The following is a 17,071-nucleotide window of genomic DNA, read 5'->3' as shown; positions in this document are numbered from 1 at the left end:
GTCGTAGCCGACCCGCGCGTGGCCGGCGTCGACGAGTACGCCGGGGCCCGAAGGCCCTGCTGCCGCGCCCGGCCGGCCGATAGCGCGGCCGCAACTGTGACGAATCGTCCCGGTGCGGTTCCAGTCAAGTGGGGTGACCAAGACAGCTCGATGGCCACCTTGCTGCTGCGCTCGGTTGAACGAGTCACCGTCGAATTGCAGTTCCGGGCGCGGGTAAACGCCCACGCGCTCGCCTGCGGGCATCGTGCGCGCGACTCGACCTACGACAGGCCCCGCCGGCGGGCCCACTCGGCGACGGCCCGGGAACTGCGGACGTCGAATTCGTCGAGGCGGAGTTCACCGGTGCGGGTGACCAGGCCCGTTTCGGCATAGCCGTACGCCTGCAGGAGTTCGTCGGCAAGCGCGGCGGTCGCCTCGAGCAGGCCGCGGTCCTCGTCGGCCAGGTCGTCCAGGAGCACCCCGGCCCGCGCGTGGGCGTATGCGCAGTCCTGGGCGCTCAGCGCGATGCGCTGCCCCGTGACCGGGCTCAGCGGGTCGACGCGGAACGGATCCGCCGTCGGCCGGTCGAATTCGGGGATGTTCGCGCGGGCGGGATGGTCGGCCATGTCCGCCACCAGGGCGGCGTTGACGCGCGCGGGTCCGGCGGCTCCTGCCCGATCCCGCGCATGGACCGCGAGGAAGCTGAGCGCGCACATCAACTTGTAGACAATTTCGCCCGGTTCGGAGAATTGCGAGCCTTCACCGTCGTCGCCCCGGGAGCGGAAGGTGCGCAGGGGCAGGGCGATCGAGGCGCTACCGTCACGGTGGAGCTCCGCCCGCACGGCATCGTTCCCGGAGGCCTCGGTCACGATCAGTCGGCGCGGCCCCACGGTCGCACGTCCGAACATGCGGTGAGCGTGGCCGAGGTAGAGCTGTGTGGCGAGGAGCTGTTCCCGGTAGAGGGCGAACCGCGCCGCGTCGATGATCATGTCCCCGGGATCCTCGGGGACGACAGTGACGATCAGGTGCGGCGTCGTACGGACGGCCAAAGCGTCGACGAGGTCCTCCTCGACGTCGACCAGGCGCCGGTCGCGTTCGACGGCAGCGGTGTGCCGGGCGAGATAGGCGGTGGCGACGTCGGTCTCCGTGAGCCATTCCGTCTTGCTCACGCCGCGGCGGGGATAGCGCAGGGTGTGCTGGGACGGCTTGGTCGGCGGGGTGGTCATCGCGTGCGGGCCGTACGGGCTGCGCGGCACCACCAACAACAGGAATCCCCTCCCCGGACTCTTGGGGTTGGTGACTCGAATCGTCTCGTAGCGCACCGGCGGCGCCGTGTTGCTGGCGATCACCTGGCGAATGTGCCGCAGGTGGGCGTCGTCCAGATCCACGTCGAACACCTTGCTCGGGACCCCCTTGGTCTCGGCCATCCCGAGAACCACGACCCCTCCCGCTCGGTTGGCGAAGGAAGCGACGTCCTTGGCCAGTTCCTCACGGCCCTTGTCGTCAGCGGTGTAATGCTCCCGCTTGAAGTCCAAGTCCTCACTCTCGGCGGCTTCGAGGCTGCCGACGAGCTCGGCGATGCTCGCGTAGTCCACCGCGTCGAGACGACGCCCCAGCAGCCCTTCCAGCCGAGGCAGTCTCGTCACCATGGCAACCCCCAACCCCACCGCCGCCGAAGAGCGGCGGACGCACCACACGACCATGCTCCGAGCGGAGCACCGTCAGACCTGCGAAGGACGAGCCCTCGACGTCGGCGCGGACACCGCCGCTTGTCCACCCTGCCGGCAACCGGCCCTCCGGCGCGCCGAATAGCACAGGCCAAGGTCAACGATGCCGTGCGCCCGCTCATGCCCGCCCCGCCTCGGATGAACTCGAGTGGAGCGACGCGGGCGATCAACGCTCCGCATATCCCCGCGCTGCAGTTCGCGTTCATGGCCCACCCATCGCTGCCGGCCGGTGCCCCTCCGGACGGATGAAACAGCGCATCACATCCGCCGTGTGCCGGCATGATCGGATGCCTTCGAGGATTCCGATCGTGAGTCCCATGACGTGCGCGCGACCTGGTCGAGGGCGTCGAAGGCAGGCGAACATGATCATCGACTCCAACCACGGCACCGACCGTCGAGGCGTCAGCCTGGTCGGTTTGCGCGTAAGCGAGCTGGGATGGCTCTTTCGCGAGCAACAGGTAAGCGATGTCGGGATCGACGCGCACCTCGAAGTGGTCGACGACAGCGCCGACGGAACCCCCGCGCGCAACGCCACCGGCCGGCTGCTGGCCGTGCAGATCAAGTCCGGGCCGAGCTTCTTCCGGTACCCGACGGACACCGGATGGTGGTTCTACTGCAAAACCCCCCACGTGGACTACTGGCGAGGCCACTCCCTACCCGTGGTGATCGCGCTCGTCGACCTCAGGACGCAACTCGTCTACTGGCAACACGTCAACGAGACGACTCTCGTCCGCACCCGAGAACACTGGAAAGTGCACGTTCCCGCAGCCCAGACGCTGGACCCCACCTCCGCTCACATCCTGGGCCTGCCCGCACGCACCGCCCCCGACCGCGACCCCTTCCAGACCGCCCTGGACGCGCTGCCCGGCGAAGCCCGCGACAACCTCCTGCGCGCACACGCCGACGACCGCCCCCACGCCCTGCCCCTGGCGACGCACCTGGCCCACGCGCCCACGCCCGAAAACGTCGTGACGCGCCTGCTCGACGACCCGCCCCACTGGATGCCTCCCGCAGGCCACCCCGACGCCCCGGCGGCGACGAGCACGATCATGGCCTACGCCGTCGCCCACCGACTGGGCCCCACCGCGCTGCGCACGATCGAAACCGCAGCCGACGCCGCCGGCCAACCCGCACGCGCCGCCCGACTACGCGCACTGGGCGCCGCGTTGGCCATCGAACACGCCCCCCACCGCGTCGACGAACTCCTGCACGCCGCCCGGGAACACAGCCCGGTCCTCGCCTCCGTCGTCCGATCCCTCGCCGACGCGAACGGCCACCACCCCACCCGACTCCCGGCGCCCGTCCAAACCGCCCTCGACACCCACGACCCCGCGGTCTTCGGCGACGCCACCGTCCTGGCCTTCATCTCCCAGGCCAAAGGCGCCGCGGGACACCACGACCAAGCCGAGGCGTTCATGGAACGCGCACTGGCCCTCGCTCCCACCGACCCCGACCTCCAGACGAACCTGGCGGAGACCCTGCTGCGCCGCAACGCACGAGGAGCACCCCGTCAATCCCTCCTGGACGGCCACCGGGCCCATCACCTGACCTTGGCCGCCCGGGCGGAGATCCGCCGCTGGGCCGGACCCAGCGGCCGGGCCGCGTACATCCTCCTGCACGCCCGGAACACCAACCACGACACCGACGGGGCGCTGCGCACCGCCATCGCGCAACCCGCAGGAGAAGCCCTTCCCCACGAACTGGAGCACCCGGCGCTGCGCATGGACGCGGCACGATTGGCGTACCGCAGCGGTCGACCGGAACTCGCGCGAGAGCTCGAACAAGGCATCGACGACGAGGGACTACGGGCTCAACTCGCCGCCATCGCCCTCGAAGCCGACGCCTCCACGGACCACCAAGCACGCGTCCTCGCCTGGACGACGGCCGCCGAAGCCGCACAAGACGACGAACAACGCGTGACCGCGGCCATGGAACTGGCCACCCTCGGCATATGGCCGCTTCCCGACCTCACACGGCTGCGCGACCTCGGCCACGTGCCACCCATGACCTACGACATCCACCACGCGGCCGCGCTGACCGCGCAAGGCGACACCACCGCCGCCATCCGCGTCCTGCGCCGCTGGGAAAACAACGGCGCCGCGGCCGCACTGGCCCTCACCGACACCTACGCCCGCGCCCACATGTGGCCCGAAGCCGCTCGCGCCTGCGAACGCGCCGGAATCCGCTTCGGCGACATCAACCAGCGCCTGGCCGCCGTCGAACTATGGAGACGAGCCGACGACCCCGTACAGGCCCGACTCCAAGCCCTGACCCTGCTCTCACGACCGCTGCTGTCGGTCCGCGCGAGACGCCACCTGCGCCACGAAGTCCTGGCCTGGGCACGAGAACGCGAAGACTGGGTCGACACGGAAGACCACGCCTGGGCCGGCATATGGGAGGAGAGCGGCGTCCACGACCTCGACGACACGCCCCCCACCCCGCTCCCTCCCCGAGCGGCAGCCTTCGCCTGGGTCGCGATCCACGCACAGATTAACGCCCGCCGCCTCGACGCGGCCCAAGACACCCACCGCCGATTCCGCCCCCCGATCGAGAACCCGGACCAGGCCCGGATGTGGCTGCGCCTGAAAGCGGAGACCGGGTGGGACACGACCGCAGCCGAACAAGGCCTCGACCTCGCCGACCGGTTCCGAACCGACACCCGCCTGTCGGAAGAGATCGCCGGAGCCCTGCTCGGCGCCACCGCGGGCCCGGCAGACACGAACAGCACGGAGCGTCCCGAGCGTTTGGATCTCACCGAAGACCAAGTCGCCAGATTCCGCGCCCTCGTGGACCGGGCTTCCCCGCACAACCCCGTGTTCCGCAGGATCCCCGCCACCTCGGACGAACTCGTCCACCTCGTCCGGACCACGCTCGGTCCCCGACAAGGCACGATCGCGGCGGCCGAGGACGGCGTCCGTATCGGCGCGATCCCGATGGCCGTCCTGGCCGAACGGGCCGAGCGCCCCGTCGGCCTGGCGTACGCCCTGCGCGCCGGCGGCCTCATCCCCGCCGCCACTCACGAACCCCAGCTCCTCGCATGCGAGTTCACCGCGGCCCGCACCGCCCTGGACGGCACGGTGATCCTGGACACCAGCACAGCCATCGTCGCGAACCTGATTCCCGAGCGCTTCGACCAACTCCGCGCGCAGTTCGCCGACGTCCTCATCGCCACCCCTTGCCACGACGACCTCGTCAAGACCCGCGTCGGCCTGGACGAACTCCTGCGCACCAGCGGCCAACTCGGCCTCCACGACGGGCACGTGGTCATGACACACGTCCGCGACGAGGACAAACGCGCGCTACGGGAACGGCGAGCCGACCTGATCAACGCGATCCCCACCCTCAACCCGCACGACATCCGAGACGACCACACGCTGCTCGCCCGCCTCAACGAACACGGCTACACCACCCTGGACAACCCTCCTTGGCTGGCCGGCGCCCAGCTCGCACTCGACAAGACCGCCCCGCTGTGGTGCGACGACGCGGCCATGCGTCGCCTCCTCCACGAGATCGACATCCCCACCTTCGGCACCATGGCACTGCTGCACGTGCTGACCCACGACGAGCAACGAAACGACTTCACCCTCGAGCGGGCCCGCCAGGACATCCGCGTGCTCCTTCGAGAACACGTCGTCGACCTACCGCTGAGCTCCGACGACATCCTGTGGGCCGCCGACAACGACCAGTGGAAGCCGGGTGGCGCCACTACGGCCGTCTTCGCCACTCCCGGCCGATGGGGACACGACGGCGAGGACCTGTGGCTCGCCTTCGTCGAACACGCCTGGGCGAAGGCACCCCACACCCTGGGCGACTGGTATCGCACGGCCGCCCACGGCTACACCGCACTGGCCCGGCCGGACCGACTTGCCGACGCCCTCGCCCGCCTCGCCGCGCTGACCATCCTGGCAGCGGGGGCGGGCCCCGAACCCGTCCACGCACTCGACACCGTCGCCCAAGCCACGCTCACCACCTGCGCCGAAGCCCTCGAAGCCCGTCTTGCGGGCCTTGAAGAGGCGGTTGAACCCCGCTCGACAGCGGACCCGGGCGATTGGCGGCGGACCACGAAAGCGACGCTCGTGAGCCTGCTTGTCGATCACCGCGGCTTCGCCCCCGCAACGGCGCGCGCCATCGTGGCCCAAGCCTTCGAAGGGTAGAGCTACAACGTGCCGATCGCAGCGGGGCGCCCGGGCGCCGCATTCCGCGTGAGCGGCCGAGGACGACATCATCCGGTTCGGCGGATCTACCACCAGTCCCGACCGAATACCGGGTTCCCGGCCGTTGCGGCGTGGGTGACTCCGGGCGCGGTTGAGGGCCCGGTGTTCAGGCGGGGGTGGGTGTCGCAGTGGTGAGGGGGTAACGGCGGCCGGTGTCGGGGTCGCGCTCCCATACGTACTGCTCGTCCCGGCCGATGGTGATGCCGTGGTCCCAGCGGCTGACCTTGCCGTGTGCAGTCCACGCGTCCCAGGCGGTCTCGAGCACGTCGAACAGGCGCCGGGGTCCGCCTTGTTCGGTGCGGGCGCTGCCGTCGGGCTCGGTGGTGACGACGGCCCAGGAGGAGGCGCCGTCGTGGATCCAGACGTTGACGCCGTCCTCGTCGGTGTCGGTGGTGTAGACGACGTCGGGCAGAGCCATGCGCAGCGCCCACAGCAGGTTCACGTCGGTGTGCAGGGGAGTGATGTCGCGGTCGACGCCCCGCTTGTCGTCGGGCGCGCGGCCGGCGCGGACCTGCGTGTACGAGCGGACGGTGGCGGCGGGCGCCGGTGTGTCGCGTGCGCTCATGAACTGGGCGAGGCCGTGCATCCAGCCGCGGGCGCTGCGGTGGTCGTCGGCGACCGTGACGGCGAAGTGCCCCATGCGACCGAGGGGGAAGACCAGATCGCCGCCGGGAGTGGTCTGTTCGATCCAGGCCCAGGGGACGTGGTCGACCGCGTAGGTGGCGATCACCCGGTCGTACGATCCCGTTCCGGGCCGGCCGAGGTTGCCGTCGCCGACCGCGATGTCGACGTGAACCCCGGCACGCTCCACCGCGCGGGCCGCCGTGGCGGCGAGTCTCGTCGAAGCCTCGACGCTGGTGACGCGCCCGGAGGTGCCGACGCGGTGGGCGATCAGTGCCGCGTTCCAGGCGGTCCCGGTGCCCAACTCCAGGACAAGATGTCCGGGTTGGACGTTGAGGGAGTCGAGCATGGTCGCCACGACCGCCGGCGCCGACAGGGACGAGGAAGGGAGGCCGTCGGTGACCTCGGTGACGGCCGCGTCGTCGGGCCCGCCGTAGACGAGTTCGGCCCACCGGCCCGGGCTCGCGCCGCGGTCGACGGGTACGTACGCGCTCCCGTCCCAGTCCCACAGGCGCTCGGGCGCGAACGCGTGGCGGGGCAGCGCGTCGAACGCGTCGCGCACCCACGGGGCGTCCTCGGGCCACGCCCCGCGTGCGCGCATCGCGTCGTCCAGGGCGCGGCGGCGTTCCTCGAGGACGCCGGTCATCTACTTCGGGTCCTTCTTGTGTCGGCCGTCCGGCGTCGGCTCCGGCGTGGGCTGGCCGTCCTTGTTGCCCGGCGGCGGGTTGCCCTTGGACGGGTCGGGAGCAGGCTTGTTGTGCTCGCCCATGATGGTGGTCGCCCTTCTCGGGTCGTCACGGTCCGAAACCTCATGATGACGCAACCGAGGGCGGAGGGGGAACGGTTCATGACGACCGAAGCGATCACGCCGCAGGACGCAGTGCTTGAGGAAGAAGAATCAGAACTCCCAGGGGGATTCCGCCGATGCCTTTCCGAGCCCACGGTTGCACGGGCGCGCACGACCGCAGTCGAGGGCTGCCGTGTGCGACCACGCCCACCGCCGCGGCGGTAGGCGTGGCCGGCATGCGGAAAACCCGGTGAGCCGGCCGAAGCGGGAGTGAGACGATTCCGTGGTGGCTCGTGTTCCCCTGCTGGTGCACCCGGACGCGTACGTGCAGCGCGTGCGCCGGCACCCGCCCTCCTCCCTGCTCCCACTGGTGGCCGCCGCCGGCGCCGCACACGCCTACCCCGACACGTGGCTCGGCGATCGCCACAACCCCCACCGGCCGTGGGCGCTCGCAGACGTTGCCCGCGTGTCGGCGTGCTGCGGCAACGAGCACCGCGGATCCCCGGCGACCGAGGACGACCTCCGCGACATCCTCGCCCACTACCTCAACCAGGACGACCCGTTCCGGCACGACACCCCCGAGGAGCGGATCGCCCCGTTCCTGCTGCGACTGAGCGCCGAGCAACTGGTGTGGCAGCACAGCGGCTGGACCGAACTCGCCCGCACGGCAGCCCTGCTCGAACACACGACACCCACCCGCCCGCTGACGGTGATCCGTCCCGACTGGGACCAGGAAGTACTCGGCTGCTCCCTGGCCGAGTTCGTCGGCACCGCGCAGATGCTGCACGCCACCGCCACCTCCTTCCACGGCCGCTACGACCCGCAGACCATCCCCGCCCACGAACACCCCGCATTCGAACGCGTCGTCCCGCTCGCCACCGTCGACCGAGTCGTCGAGGCGCACTTCGCGACCACCGGCGACGACCTGCGCCGCGAGCACGGGCCGGCCAACAAGGGCCCGTCCCCCATCGACCCGCTGCTGCGCCGCTACACCTACAACCCGCTCCATGGCACACCCGCGATCCGCGGCTACGGACCCGGCTACCTGATCCCCGTCCCCCGGCCTGGTGACCGCGAAGGCCAGCCCACTCGGCCTCTACTACACCGGCGTGAAGCACCACGGCGCGTTCGCCGACGATCTGGGCGACCTGTTCGAGCAGTACGTCGGCCGCCAGTTGCGGCTGCTGAAGGACACCGACGACACCACAGTCGTATTCGGCGAGATCGAGTACACCGACGGCCGGAACCGCAAGAAGAGTGTCGACTGGATCGTCGTGTTCGAGGACCTGGTCCTGCTCGTCGAGGTGAAGTCGACCCGGCCGACCGAGGCGATCCGCCTCGGCGCCGCGGACTGGGCGGCGCAGATGGAGACGCGGATCGGCAAGGCCCTCAAGCAGATCGACACCACCGCGGACCTCATCCGCGACCGTCGCCCCGAGTTCCTCCACCTTCCCGGCGACCGGCCGATCCTCGGCATCGCCGTCACGCTGGAGCCCTTCCACCTCGCGAACGCCGCCGACATTCGCGATGCCTTGCCCACGACACGGACACCGGCGACGATCACCTGCGTCGGCGACCTGGAGGCCGCAGTGTGCGTGACCGAGCCGCCGTTTGCGGAACTGCTGCTGCGCGAGGCGACGGTCACCGCCCCCGCGCAGAATCGCGGCTGGACCCTGCGCCAGGCGACCGGCGGCCACCCCGGCCGCGACAACCCGGTCCTCGCGGCGGCGTGGAGCACCTATCCGTGGTCACGGGCCGAGCAGCCGTCGAGACCATGACGTCCAGGCCATCCGTGACCCGTATGTCGGGTGCCCCCGACCGCGTTGCGCACCTGGCCAAGCCCCGGAACCTCGGCGGTTCAGGGAGCCGCAGATGTCCGGATCGGCACACGAGAATATCGGGATGACCCGACCGCGAAAATCATGCGGTCGGGTCCTCCACCGGGTCTGGCCACTGTGGCTGGACGTGGGCCTCGAGCGCGTCGAGCGCCGGGCCGAGGACGGTGGTCACCAAGGGCAGGATGTCGGAGACCCGGATATCGACGCCGGCCAGGAGCGCGACCAAGGCGCGCACAGCGTGTCCGGTGGCGTCCGGTGCCCAGCAGCGATCCGGACCGGCCGCCACGCCCTCCAGCGCCTCTGCGACCGCGTCCGCCGTCTCCCACCCGGTGGGTCGGCCCGCGGCCCCAGCCTCCGCTCCATGCGTGCACGGATCCGACAGGCCACCGCGGTGAATGCCACGTGTCGGCGAGCCGGGTCGGTGTCCAGACCTGTACGGGCGACCTCGTCCAACACCTCTGCGAGGACCCGGCTGAACCGGCCGTCGTATCGGCTCGCCACCTGCGCCAATCCTGCGGGTTCGACCGCGTGGTCGCGGTTGCTACGCCTCCCGCATCCGGGAGTCCCACTGTGTGCGTTGGTCGTCCACGAGCCTGGCGGCGGTCATGCGGGTGGCGCGGTCGGGATGCAGGAGCAGTTGGCAGTCCATGCCCATCTTCCGTGTCCACCGTCATCTCCAACAGCAGCCATTGCTACGGATTCCATTCTGCGCCGCCTCATATGGGAGAGCCCGAAAGAAACCGCCTCGAACGATGCGATGTTGTCCAAGACCTCCAACCACATCCCCGTGGCTCCCCGCTCGACCGCGAACCGATCCGCAGGTACCGCACCGACTGCGTAAGGTACTCATCTCAAGACTGATGGGGGACGACGATGGGCGACGACGGACTGAAGTTCCCGGACGCGTTCCACTTCACGGCGGGAATCGGCCAGCGGAGCAGCAACGCCTACTTCGGCACGGATGTGCTCAGCGGGCTGGTCGCGGGTATGGACGAGTTCCTGACCGATCCCGACGGCCGCTGGAGGCAGTACCGGTCCCTCGGAGCCGCAGTGCTCGGTTGCGTGCCCTGGCTGGACGATCCGGCTCTTCTCGGCGCCATCGATCGGTTTCCTTCCGCGTGCGTGGTCGTCACGAAGCAGGAGTCGAAGAAGCGCGGCAGGGAGAAGTTCGAGCGGCTCAAGCAGTACGCCCAGCAGGGGAACGGCTTCCCCGCCGACGTCTTTGCCGAGATGACCGACCTGGTCTCCCGCTATGACGGCCCGCCCCCGGTAATCGGCCCTTACTCGCCCCGCACCGAGGGTCTGCGTGTCCCGGCGATCCGCTCTTTCGGGTTCCGCAAGGCCGGAAACCGTCCCGTGCCTCTCATCCACGCCAAGATGTTCCTCATGGGGCACCTGTGGTGGCACGACGAGGACGGATCTCCTGCGGGCGTCGTCGATGCCACCGGCTTTACTCCCAAACGGCTGTGGCTGGGAAGCACCAACGGAACCGAGAGCTCGCGGCTCGCCCTCGAGTTCGGCGTCTGGCTGGACGACTCCGACTTGCTCGCCGACGCAAAGCAGTTCTTGGTCAAGCTGATGCGATCTTCCGAGACCATCGACCCAGACGACGACCTATTCGCGCCCGAGTACGTCAGCGTCGAGTACGACGATGAGGCCTTCCACCAAGCGGTACGCGATAGCGCTTACGACTTTGACGAAGACGAATGACCCTACGCCGCCAGAAATGCCCGGTGACGCCACGCCAGGTCCGTTGAGAATGATCTGGTGGGCGATCGTCACCAGCATGCGGTGACACTGAAGTGCGGATGACTCTGCCCGCACGGCTCACCGCCGCCTTGGGACGACACCCCGATAGCCTCACCGAGCCCGATGACGTTCGCGTCGACGACGCGAACGACATCGGCGCGCCGGGCAAAGGACGCTCGCTCTCCTCAGATCCGCCTGACCCCGACGCGGCTCACGCACTGCCCGCGCCAGCTTGAGCAGGCCGCTCCCGGCGCGATCCTCCTCCTGTCCTGGAGTACCGACCACGCCCCCACGACGCGGTGCTGCGCCTGTCGCTGCGGGCCCGGTCGACGGCCCCGAGGCAGGCGACGTAGGCGATGCGCCTCACGGCGCGCGGCCAGCCTGGTCGCGGAACGTTTGCCGTATGACGTCGAGTTGCGGTCGGCCCCGCGTTGTGCGGCGTCGATGGCGGCGGTGGCCTGTCGTTGCGTCCCGCGGATCACGAAGAATCCGCCGACGAACGCCACGATCAGTGCGCCGGCTGCGCCGAAGAGCGCGGCGAGGGTCTCGCTGGCGATAGTTGTCCCACTTCGCGTTTGACAGGTGCCCCGGCGCGACGCCGGCGAGCCTCCTCGCCATAGCCGTGGAGCAGCAGCAGTCGCGGTGATGCAAGCGCCGGGCAGCCGAATCGGCAGGCAACGCGCCGGTAGCAGGTCTACGGTCGAGACATGCGCTCCGTTGTGCAGGCCTGGATCGACTCCATCTCCCCGGACACCCAAGGGTCCCGGGCGGCTGACACCCCCGCGTTCGAGGAGTTGCGTGCCGCCATCGCCCTTGCCGCCCCACCCGACAGACGCGCGGATCTCTACGATGGGCAGGAGTTGCCGTCGCACGACATCCTCCTGAAGGTCGTCGGCCTGTCGGAAGTGGCCACTCTGGCTGCGTCGGGGGCGGCTGTGCCCGTCGACGAGATCGCCGCCGATCTTGAGCATCTCTGCGCGGCTCCCACGCCCCAGGCACAGGATTGGATCCTCCTGGACGCGGACCTGCCAGCCGGAACGAACGTGCCGATCGGCCCCTACACGCTGCGGACACTCACCGTCGAACAGCTGCGCCGTGCACATCCGCTGCCGTCCCTGCGTCCTCGCACACTGAACCCCGAAGAGTTGGGCGGATCCGCTTTTCTGGTCCTCCCTCGTCCCGATCGTCGCCTGGCGCGCGGGGGGTTGAGGTTGTCCTTCGACATCCGGCCGGTGCTCGAGCACGTCAAAGCACTCGCCCCGCTGATGCTGTGGCGCGACGAACCCCTACACGCAGAGGCGATCTTCCACGTCGAACCCCGCCGATGCGTCCGCACCAACATGTTCGTGAACACCTACAACACGACAGTCGTGACCGACCACGAAGGCAACGAGGTCGGCGAAGCCCACGAGCGCGGCTACTTCAACGTCCGGGACACCGAAATCGCAGAGTTCACGGCCTTCTGCGCACGCGTGTGGGACATGGCGGACGCTGTCGCGCCGGAAGACGCACAGACCACCGACGTCAAAGGGCGTAAGCGGCGATTCCGCAGGGCAATGGACCACTTGGTCCTCGCCACGGCCGGAACCCACGGCCCCGGCCACGTCGACCCTCACGAGGCCGACGAACTGCTGCTGCGCTGCGTCATCGGCCTGGAGGCCATCCTCACCGGCGGCCAACAGATGAATTCACGTCCGATGAAGAACAACGGAAAGGCCCTGTGGCTCGACGCCACGGCCCAAGGCACCACCGAGGCAACGTTCGACAAGGTCTACGAACTCCGCTCCAAGTACGCACACGGCGACGACGTCGTCGGCCTCGACGAGACCGCCGTCCTGGAAGCACGAACCCTTCTAGGGACACCATCCTGCGCTGGCTCGTGACCTCCCACGCTCTCGGCAGCGACATCGTGCCGCGACTACCCACGACGATGACCCCGGGCCCGGACCGCACAACGTTCGTCGAGACCCCCCTGCGGAACTTCTTCAATGCGACACCTCCCGCGCGACGGCCCTCGGACGCTTGACGTGCGTCACGGTTCGCCGCAGGCGTCGCCACGCCGATCCGGCGCGGCGACGCGGGTTCCGGACGACGACACGCCCGGTGACCGTTTCCGGGCCGAGTACGCACAGCACCGGTAATCGGATGCGTGCGCCCGCCGTCGTGGCCTAGCGTGGCGTCCGCGATGACGACGACAACGAAGCCCGATACCGAGGGCAAGTTCGCTTTCCTGAAACCACTGTTCGACGCGGTCGCCGCCCACCACGGCCCCGACGCCTACATCCCGCTCCCCGAGCCGGCCCCACGCTCCAGCCTCGCGACCGACGACCGGCCCCTGGGCGGCTGGACGGCGAGCACGTTGATCCGCAACTCCTTTGCCGCGGGCCTGTCCCACGTGGACGCCCTCGCCCGGCAGATCACCGTGGCCCGCGTGATCGACCCCCACAGCCCGTGGACGCTCCTGCGCGGCGCGTTGGAGAACTTCGCCACCTCGACCTGGCTCCTCGCCGGCACCGGACGCGACGAACGCCGCACCCGCGCCCTGGCATCGTGGGCCCAGGACATGCACAACCGCGGCCAGTACGAGGACGACACCGGCCACACCCCCACCGGCCCCAACGCCAGGACCGGCACACAGCGACGCGACGAAATCCACGCCCTCGCCACGACACTGGGCCTTTCACCGTTGCCGCGCCCCGAGGTCAGAAAGATCATCGAATCCGCCGCCTCCGAGACCGGCCTCGACCCCGCAGCGGTGCGTGCCGCCTGGCGCGTGGGCTCCGGATTCGCCCACGGCCGCCACTGGCCCCTCGTACGCGTCGGAGCCCCCGTCGGCGCGATCGCCAACAACAACGGCCACATGGTCGCCCTGGTCCTCGACGAGGAACACCTCGCCAACCTGACAACCCCCGTCCTGACCCTGCTGAACCACACCCGCACGCGCTACACCGTGCGCGCCACCTGACGAGGAAACGAACCCGATCCTTCGATCGAGTGAAGGAGTCCCGGTGCGTTGGCGGTGAGCGCTAGGCTTGCGGCCGAGCGGCAAGGGGGCGGCGCTTGTGAGGTTCGAACAGCGCATGTACGCGCGCATCCGGTTCCTGGACGTGCTGTACGACCTGTACGAGACCGCGTTCGAGGACTTCTTCCACAAGTTGATGTGCGCCCGTCACCCCGACTTCCTGGACGTGCGCACCCACGGCAACATCGGCGACCAGGGCGCCGACGGCCTGTCCCTCCACTCGCGCAAGCTCTACGCCTGCTACGCGCCCCAGACGCCGGACGCCTCGAAGATCCGGGGGAAGTTCGCCTCGGACCTGAAGTCGGCCAAGGCGCAGCGCGACGGCCAGTTCGACACGTTCGTGTTCGTCCACAACGACCGTCGCGGCATGCACCCGGAGATCGCCGGCGTGCTCGCGAAGGCCGCGGTCGACCACCGCCCCCTGCGTTTCGAGCAGATGGGCAGCCGCCGCCTGTGGCAGGAGTGCCTGGGCCTGGAACAGGCCTTGGCCGAGGACGTCCTGGGCTGCGAGATCCCCATCAAGGACCTCGTCTTCGGCGTCGGCCTCGAAGACCTCGCGCCACTCCTCAAACATCTACAGGAACTGCGCACACCGGCGGACCCCTTCATGGACCTTCCGGACGTGCCCCACGTCAAGCTCGACTTCAACGCGCTCCACGGCGAGGCACGCGAGGACCTCCAACGCGGCATGCGCCACAGCCACCTCGTCGACGCCTTCTACGACGGCGGCATGCTCGCCGTCGAACACGACGAGGTCGCCCGCGGCTTCCGCCTGTACTACGAACAGGTACGCGCCGAGTGGGACGACCCCGAGGACGTCCTGTGGCAACTGGAGATGTACGTCCTGGGCAACGGCCAACAACCCCGCCGGGTCCAACGCAACGCCCGCGTCGTCCTGGCCCACTTCTTCGAACGCTGCGACATCTTCGACGCCCCACCTCCCGACTGGCACCCCGACACCCCCCTGCGGGTACCGGCGTGATCACTCCCACCAAGGGCATCGCCCCCGACCGCTGCCTCCTGGCCGTCGGCGCACAGATCATCCTCCAACTGGACGAACCCCGCTCCATCAGCCAGGCATGGTCGCGACTGAAGGCATGGCGCACCGAACACGGTCACCACTCCCCGGTATCGTTCGCCTGGTTCGTCCTGGCCCTGGACGTGCTCTACAGCATGGGCGCCGTGGACCTGCGCCGCGATGTCCTGGTCGCGAGGAGTGCCGATGCTCAAGCGCCTGAGCGCTGACGACCCCAGGTTCAAGACCGTCACCCTCACCGGCGGCCTGAACCTCGTCGTCGCCGACATCACCGACAACTCCACGGACACCGACAGCCGCAACAGCGCGGGCAAGTCGAGCCTGATCGAACTCGTCCACTTCCTGCTCGGCGCACGCGCCGACACCAAAGCCGTGGCCATGAACAAGGCGCTCCGCAACACCACCTTCCGCCTGGACATGGACTGGCCCGGCGTCGAATCCCTGAGCGTGACCCGCCGGGGCAGTCACCCCAAGACGGTCCGCATCGACCCCGATGTCACCGGCGCCGACAGCGACCGCCTGTTCAGCAGCGAAGGCCCCGCCGAGCTGGGCGTCGACGAGTGGAACCGGCTCATCGAACGCGACCTGTTCGGCCTGCGCGGCGAACACTCCGGCGTCAGCGGACGCACGATGCTCTCCTTCCTCGCCCGACGCGACTCCGCGCACGGCTTCAACGAACCCGTCCGCACCTTCGCCCGCCAAGCCGAGGCGGACGCCACCACCAACCTCGCCTACCTCCTGGGCCTGGACTGGCAACTCGCCGACGGCTACCGCCAACTCGCCGCCCGCCAAGCCACCCGCACCCAACTCAGCAAAGCCGTCAACGACCCCGTCTGGGGACGCATCGTCGGCTCCACCGCCGACCTCCGCGGCCAGATCACCCTCGCCCAGGCCCAGGTCGACCGACTCCGCGCCCAGATCGCCGACTTCCAGATCGTCCCGCAGTACGAACACGTCAAAAACCAGGCCGACGAGATCGCCCGAGCCATCAAACAACTCGCCCAGGACGACGTCATCGACCGGAACAACCTCGAGGAACTCCACAAGGCCGTCACCGAGACCGCCGACGTCGAGACCGACTACCTCGAATCCGTCTACCGCGAACTCGGCATCATCCTCAACGACCAGGTCCGCCGCCGCTTCGAAGACGTCCAAACCTTCCACCACTCCGTCGTCCGCAACCGACGCCGCTTCCTCGACGACGAAATCACCGAACTCACCCAACGCCTCGAAACACGCCGCACCGAACGCGCCCGCCTGGGCGAGGAACAAGCCCACCTCCTGCGCACCCTCAACGAAGGCGGCGCACTCGAGGCACTCACCGCCCTCCAACAAGCCCTCGCCCGCGAACAAGCCACCCTCGAAGCCCTGCGCCACCGCTACGAGGCCGCCCAAACCCTCGAAGCCAGCTCACGCCAGATCACCACCAAACGACTCGAACTCGAACAGGCCGTCGCCACCGACCTCAACGAACGCGCCCAACAGACCGCCGAAGCGACCCTGCTGTTCTCCCGTTACGCCCAACGCCTGTACGGAGAGGGACGCGAGGCGTATCTGGCCATCGACGCCGGACGCAACAGCCTCAAGATCCTCCCCCGGATCCACAGCGACGACAGCCGCGGGATCGGGAACATGGTCATGTTCTGCTTCGACCTCACCCTCGCGGTCCTGGCCCACCGCCACGGACGCGCCCCGGACTTCCTCATCCACGACAGCCATCTCTTCGACGGCGTCGACGACCGCCAACTCTCCGCAGCCCTGACCCTCGCCGCCGAAGTCGCCCACGAGGAGCGGATGCAGTACATCGCCACCCTCAATACCGACGACCTCGGCAAAGCCGCCCGGCGAGGCTTCGACCCCGAGCCGCACATTCGCGCGCGCCTGACCGACGCCCTCGAAACCGGCGGACTGTTCGGCTTCCGCTTTTAGGAATTGACTGGGATAGGCGGGATCGGCGGCGCATCCCGGGTCGGCCGGCAGCCCTCGCCGCCCGACGGGCCCCGCACGCGGGACGCTCGGCCCGGCCCGCACCGCTCGACGCCGCGGCCACCCGCTTGCCAGTCATGCCGATTCCCAAGGCCGGGAGCCCCGTTGGGGG

At 69.4% G+C, this 17,071-nt stretch carries 12 protein-coding genes; 8 read left to right on the top strand and 4 right to left on the bottom strand.

The annotated features are described in order from the left end of the window. Nucleotides 1-260: 260 nt before the first annotated feature. On the bottom strand, nucleotides 261-1,628 hold the full coding sequence (locus tag ACIRL2_RS42530; protein WP_402239818.1) for an RNA-binding domain-containing protein: 1,368 nt from the start codon (nucleotides 1,626-1,628) through the stop codon (nucleotides 261-263). A 440-nt stretch (nucleotides 1,629-2,068) separates the two neighbouring features. Here ACIRL2_RS42530 and ACIRL2_RS42525 point away from each other — a divergent pair, with 440 nt between their 5' ends. Beyond that, nucleotides 2,069-5,860 (top strand): DUF4365 domain-containing protein, encoded by a 3,792-nt coding sequence (locus ACIRL2_RS42525; protein ID WP_402239816.1) that lies wholly within the window; start codon nucleotides 2,069-2,071, stop codon nucleotides 5,858-5,860. 166 nt (nucleotides 5,861-6,026) lie between these two features. Here the strand turns inward: ACIRL2_RS42525 and ACIRL2_RS42520 are convergent, their stop codons facing one another. Both ACIRL2_RS42520 and ACIRL2_RS42515 read right to left on the bottom strand, forming a co-directional pair. Next, nucleotides 6,027-7,187 (bottom strand): methyltransferase domain-containing protein, encoded by a 1,161-nt coding sequence (locus ACIRL2_RS42520; protein ID WP_402239814.1) that lies wholly within the window; start codon nucleotides 7,185-7,187, stop codon nucleotides 6,027-6,029. Continuing rightward, entirely contained in the window at nucleotides 7,188-7,310 is a 123-nt protein-coding gene (locus ACIRL2_RS42515) for a hypothetical protein (RefSeq protein ID WP_402239811.1), read from the bottom strand. A 1,085-nt stretch (nucleotides 7,311-8,395) separates the two neighbouring features. On the opposite strand from ACIRL2_RS42515, the gene ACIRL2_RS42510 reads away from it, so the two are divergent. Next, on the top strand, nucleotides 8,396-9,106 hold the full coding sequence (locus ACIRL2_RS42510) for a hypothetical protein (RefSeq protein WP_402239808.1): 711 nt from the start codon (nucleotides 8,396-8,398) through the stop codon (nucleotides 9,104-9,106). Nucleotides 9,107-9,248: 142 nt separating this feature from the next. On the opposite strand, the gene ACIRL2_RS42505 is transcribed toward ACIRL2_RS42510, so the two are convergent. Continuing rightward, a complete protein-coding gene (locus ACIRL2_RS42505) occupies nucleotides 9,249-9,392 on the bottom strand; it encodes a hypothetical protein (RefSeq protein WP_402239805.1) in 144 nt (47 codons plus the stop codon). A gap of 647 nt (nucleotides 9,393-10,039) precedes the next feature. Between ACIRL2_RS42505 and ACIRL2_RS42500 the strand changes: the two genes are divergently transcribed. The 6 genes from ACIRL2_RS42500 to ACIRL2_RS42475 all read left to right on the top strand — a co-directional run bounded on the left by ACIRL2_RS42500 (nucleotide 10,040) and on the right by ACIRL2_RS42475 (nucleotide 16,902). Beyond that, nucleotides 10,040-10,876 (top strand): hypothetical protein, encoded by an 837-nt coding sequence (locus tag ACIRL2_RS42500; RefSeq protein ID WP_402239802.1) that lies wholly within the window; start codon nucleotides 10,040-10,042, stop codon nucleotides 10,874-10,876. 746 nt (nucleotides 10,877-11,622) lie between these two features. Next, a complete protein-coding gene (locus ACIRL2_RS42495) occupies nucleotides 11,623-12,798 on the top strand; it encodes a hypothetical protein (protein WP_402239799.1) in 1,176 nt (391 codons plus the stop codon). A 302-nt stretch (nucleotides 12,799-13,100) separates the two neighbouring features. Further along, the gene (locus tag ACIRL2_RS42490) at nucleotides 13,101-13,880 is read left to right on the top strand and encodes a hypothetical protein (RefSeq protein ID WP_402239798.1); all 780 of its coding nucleotides are present in this window, start codon (nucleotides 13,101-13,103) and stop codon (nucleotides 13,878-13,880) included. 115 nt (nucleotides 13,881-13,995) lie between these two features. Further along, complete coding sequence (locus tag ACIRL2_RS42485; protein ID WP_402239795.1) at nucleotides 13,996-14,919, top strand: ABC-three component system protein; 924 nt, start codon at nucleotides 13,996-13,998, stop codon at nucleotides 14,917-14,919. Next, nucleotides 14,916-15,182: an ABC-three component system middle component 6 gene (locus tag ACIRL2_RS42480; RefSeq protein ID WP_402239793.1), complete on the top strand. Its 267-nt coding sequence runs from the start codon at nucleotides 14,916-14,918 to the stop codon at nucleotides 15,180-15,182. Before ACIRL2_RS42485 ends, ACIRL2_RS42480 begins: the two co-directional genes overlap by 4 nt. Next, nucleotides 15,160-16,902 carry an ABC-three component system protein gene (locus ACIRL2_RS42475; RefSeq protein ID WP_402239790.1) on the top strand — a complete coding sequence of 581 codons (1,743 nt, stop codon included), beginning with the start codon at nucleotides 15,160-15,162 and terminating at the stop codon, nucleotides 16,900-16,902. The genes ACIRL2_RS42480 and ACIRL2_RS42475 overlap by 23 nt, the downstream gene beginning before the upstream one ends. Nucleotides 16,903-17,071 lie beyond the last annotated feature (169 nt).

The sequence above is a fragment of the Embleya sp. NPDC127516 genome (assembly GCF_044765325.1).
Taxonomy (GTDB): domain Bacteria; phylum Actinomycetota; class Actinomycetes; order Streptomycetales; family Streptomycetaceae; genus Embleya.
This window is presented reverse-complemented; position numbering and strand designations above follow the sequence as displayed.

Coding starts and splice junctions, on each gene's coding strand:
- ACIRL2_RS42530 (WP_402239818.1), bottom strand. CDS start 1,628: ATGGTGACGAGACTGCCTCGGCTGGAAGGGCTGCTGGGGCGTCGTCTC.
- ACIRL2_RS42525 (WP_402239816.1), top strand. CDS start 2,069: ATGATCATCGACTCCAACCACGGCACCGACCGTCGAGGCGTCAGCCTG.
- ACIRL2_RS42520 (WP_402239814.1), bottom strand. CDS start 7,187: ATGACCGGCGTCCTCGAGGAACGCCGCCGCGCCCTGGACGACGCGATG.
- ACIRL2_RS42515 (WP_402239811.1), bottom strand. CDS start 7,310: ATGGGCGAGCACAACAAGCCTGCTCCCGACCCGTCCAAGGGCAACCCG.
- ACIRL2_RS42500 (WP_402239802.1), top strand. CDS start 10,040: ATGGGCGACGACGGACTGAAGTTCCCGGACGCGTTCCACTTCACGGCG.
- ACIRL2_RS42495 (WP_402239799.1), top strand. CDS start 11,623: ATGCGCTCCGTTGTGCAGGCCTGGATCGACTCCATCTCCCCGGACACC.
- ACIRL2_RS42490 (WP_402239798.1), top strand. CDS start 13,101: ATGACGACGACAACGAAGCCCGATACCGAGGGCAAGTTCGCTTTCCTG.
- ACIRL2_RS42485 (WP_402239795.1), top strand. CDS start 13,996: ATGTACGCGCGCATCCGGTTCCTGGACGTGCTGTACGACCTGTACGAG.
- ACIRL2_RS42475 (WP_402239790.1), top strand. CDS start 15,160: ATGCTCAAGCGCCTGAGCGCTGACGACCCCAGGTTCAAGACCGTCACC.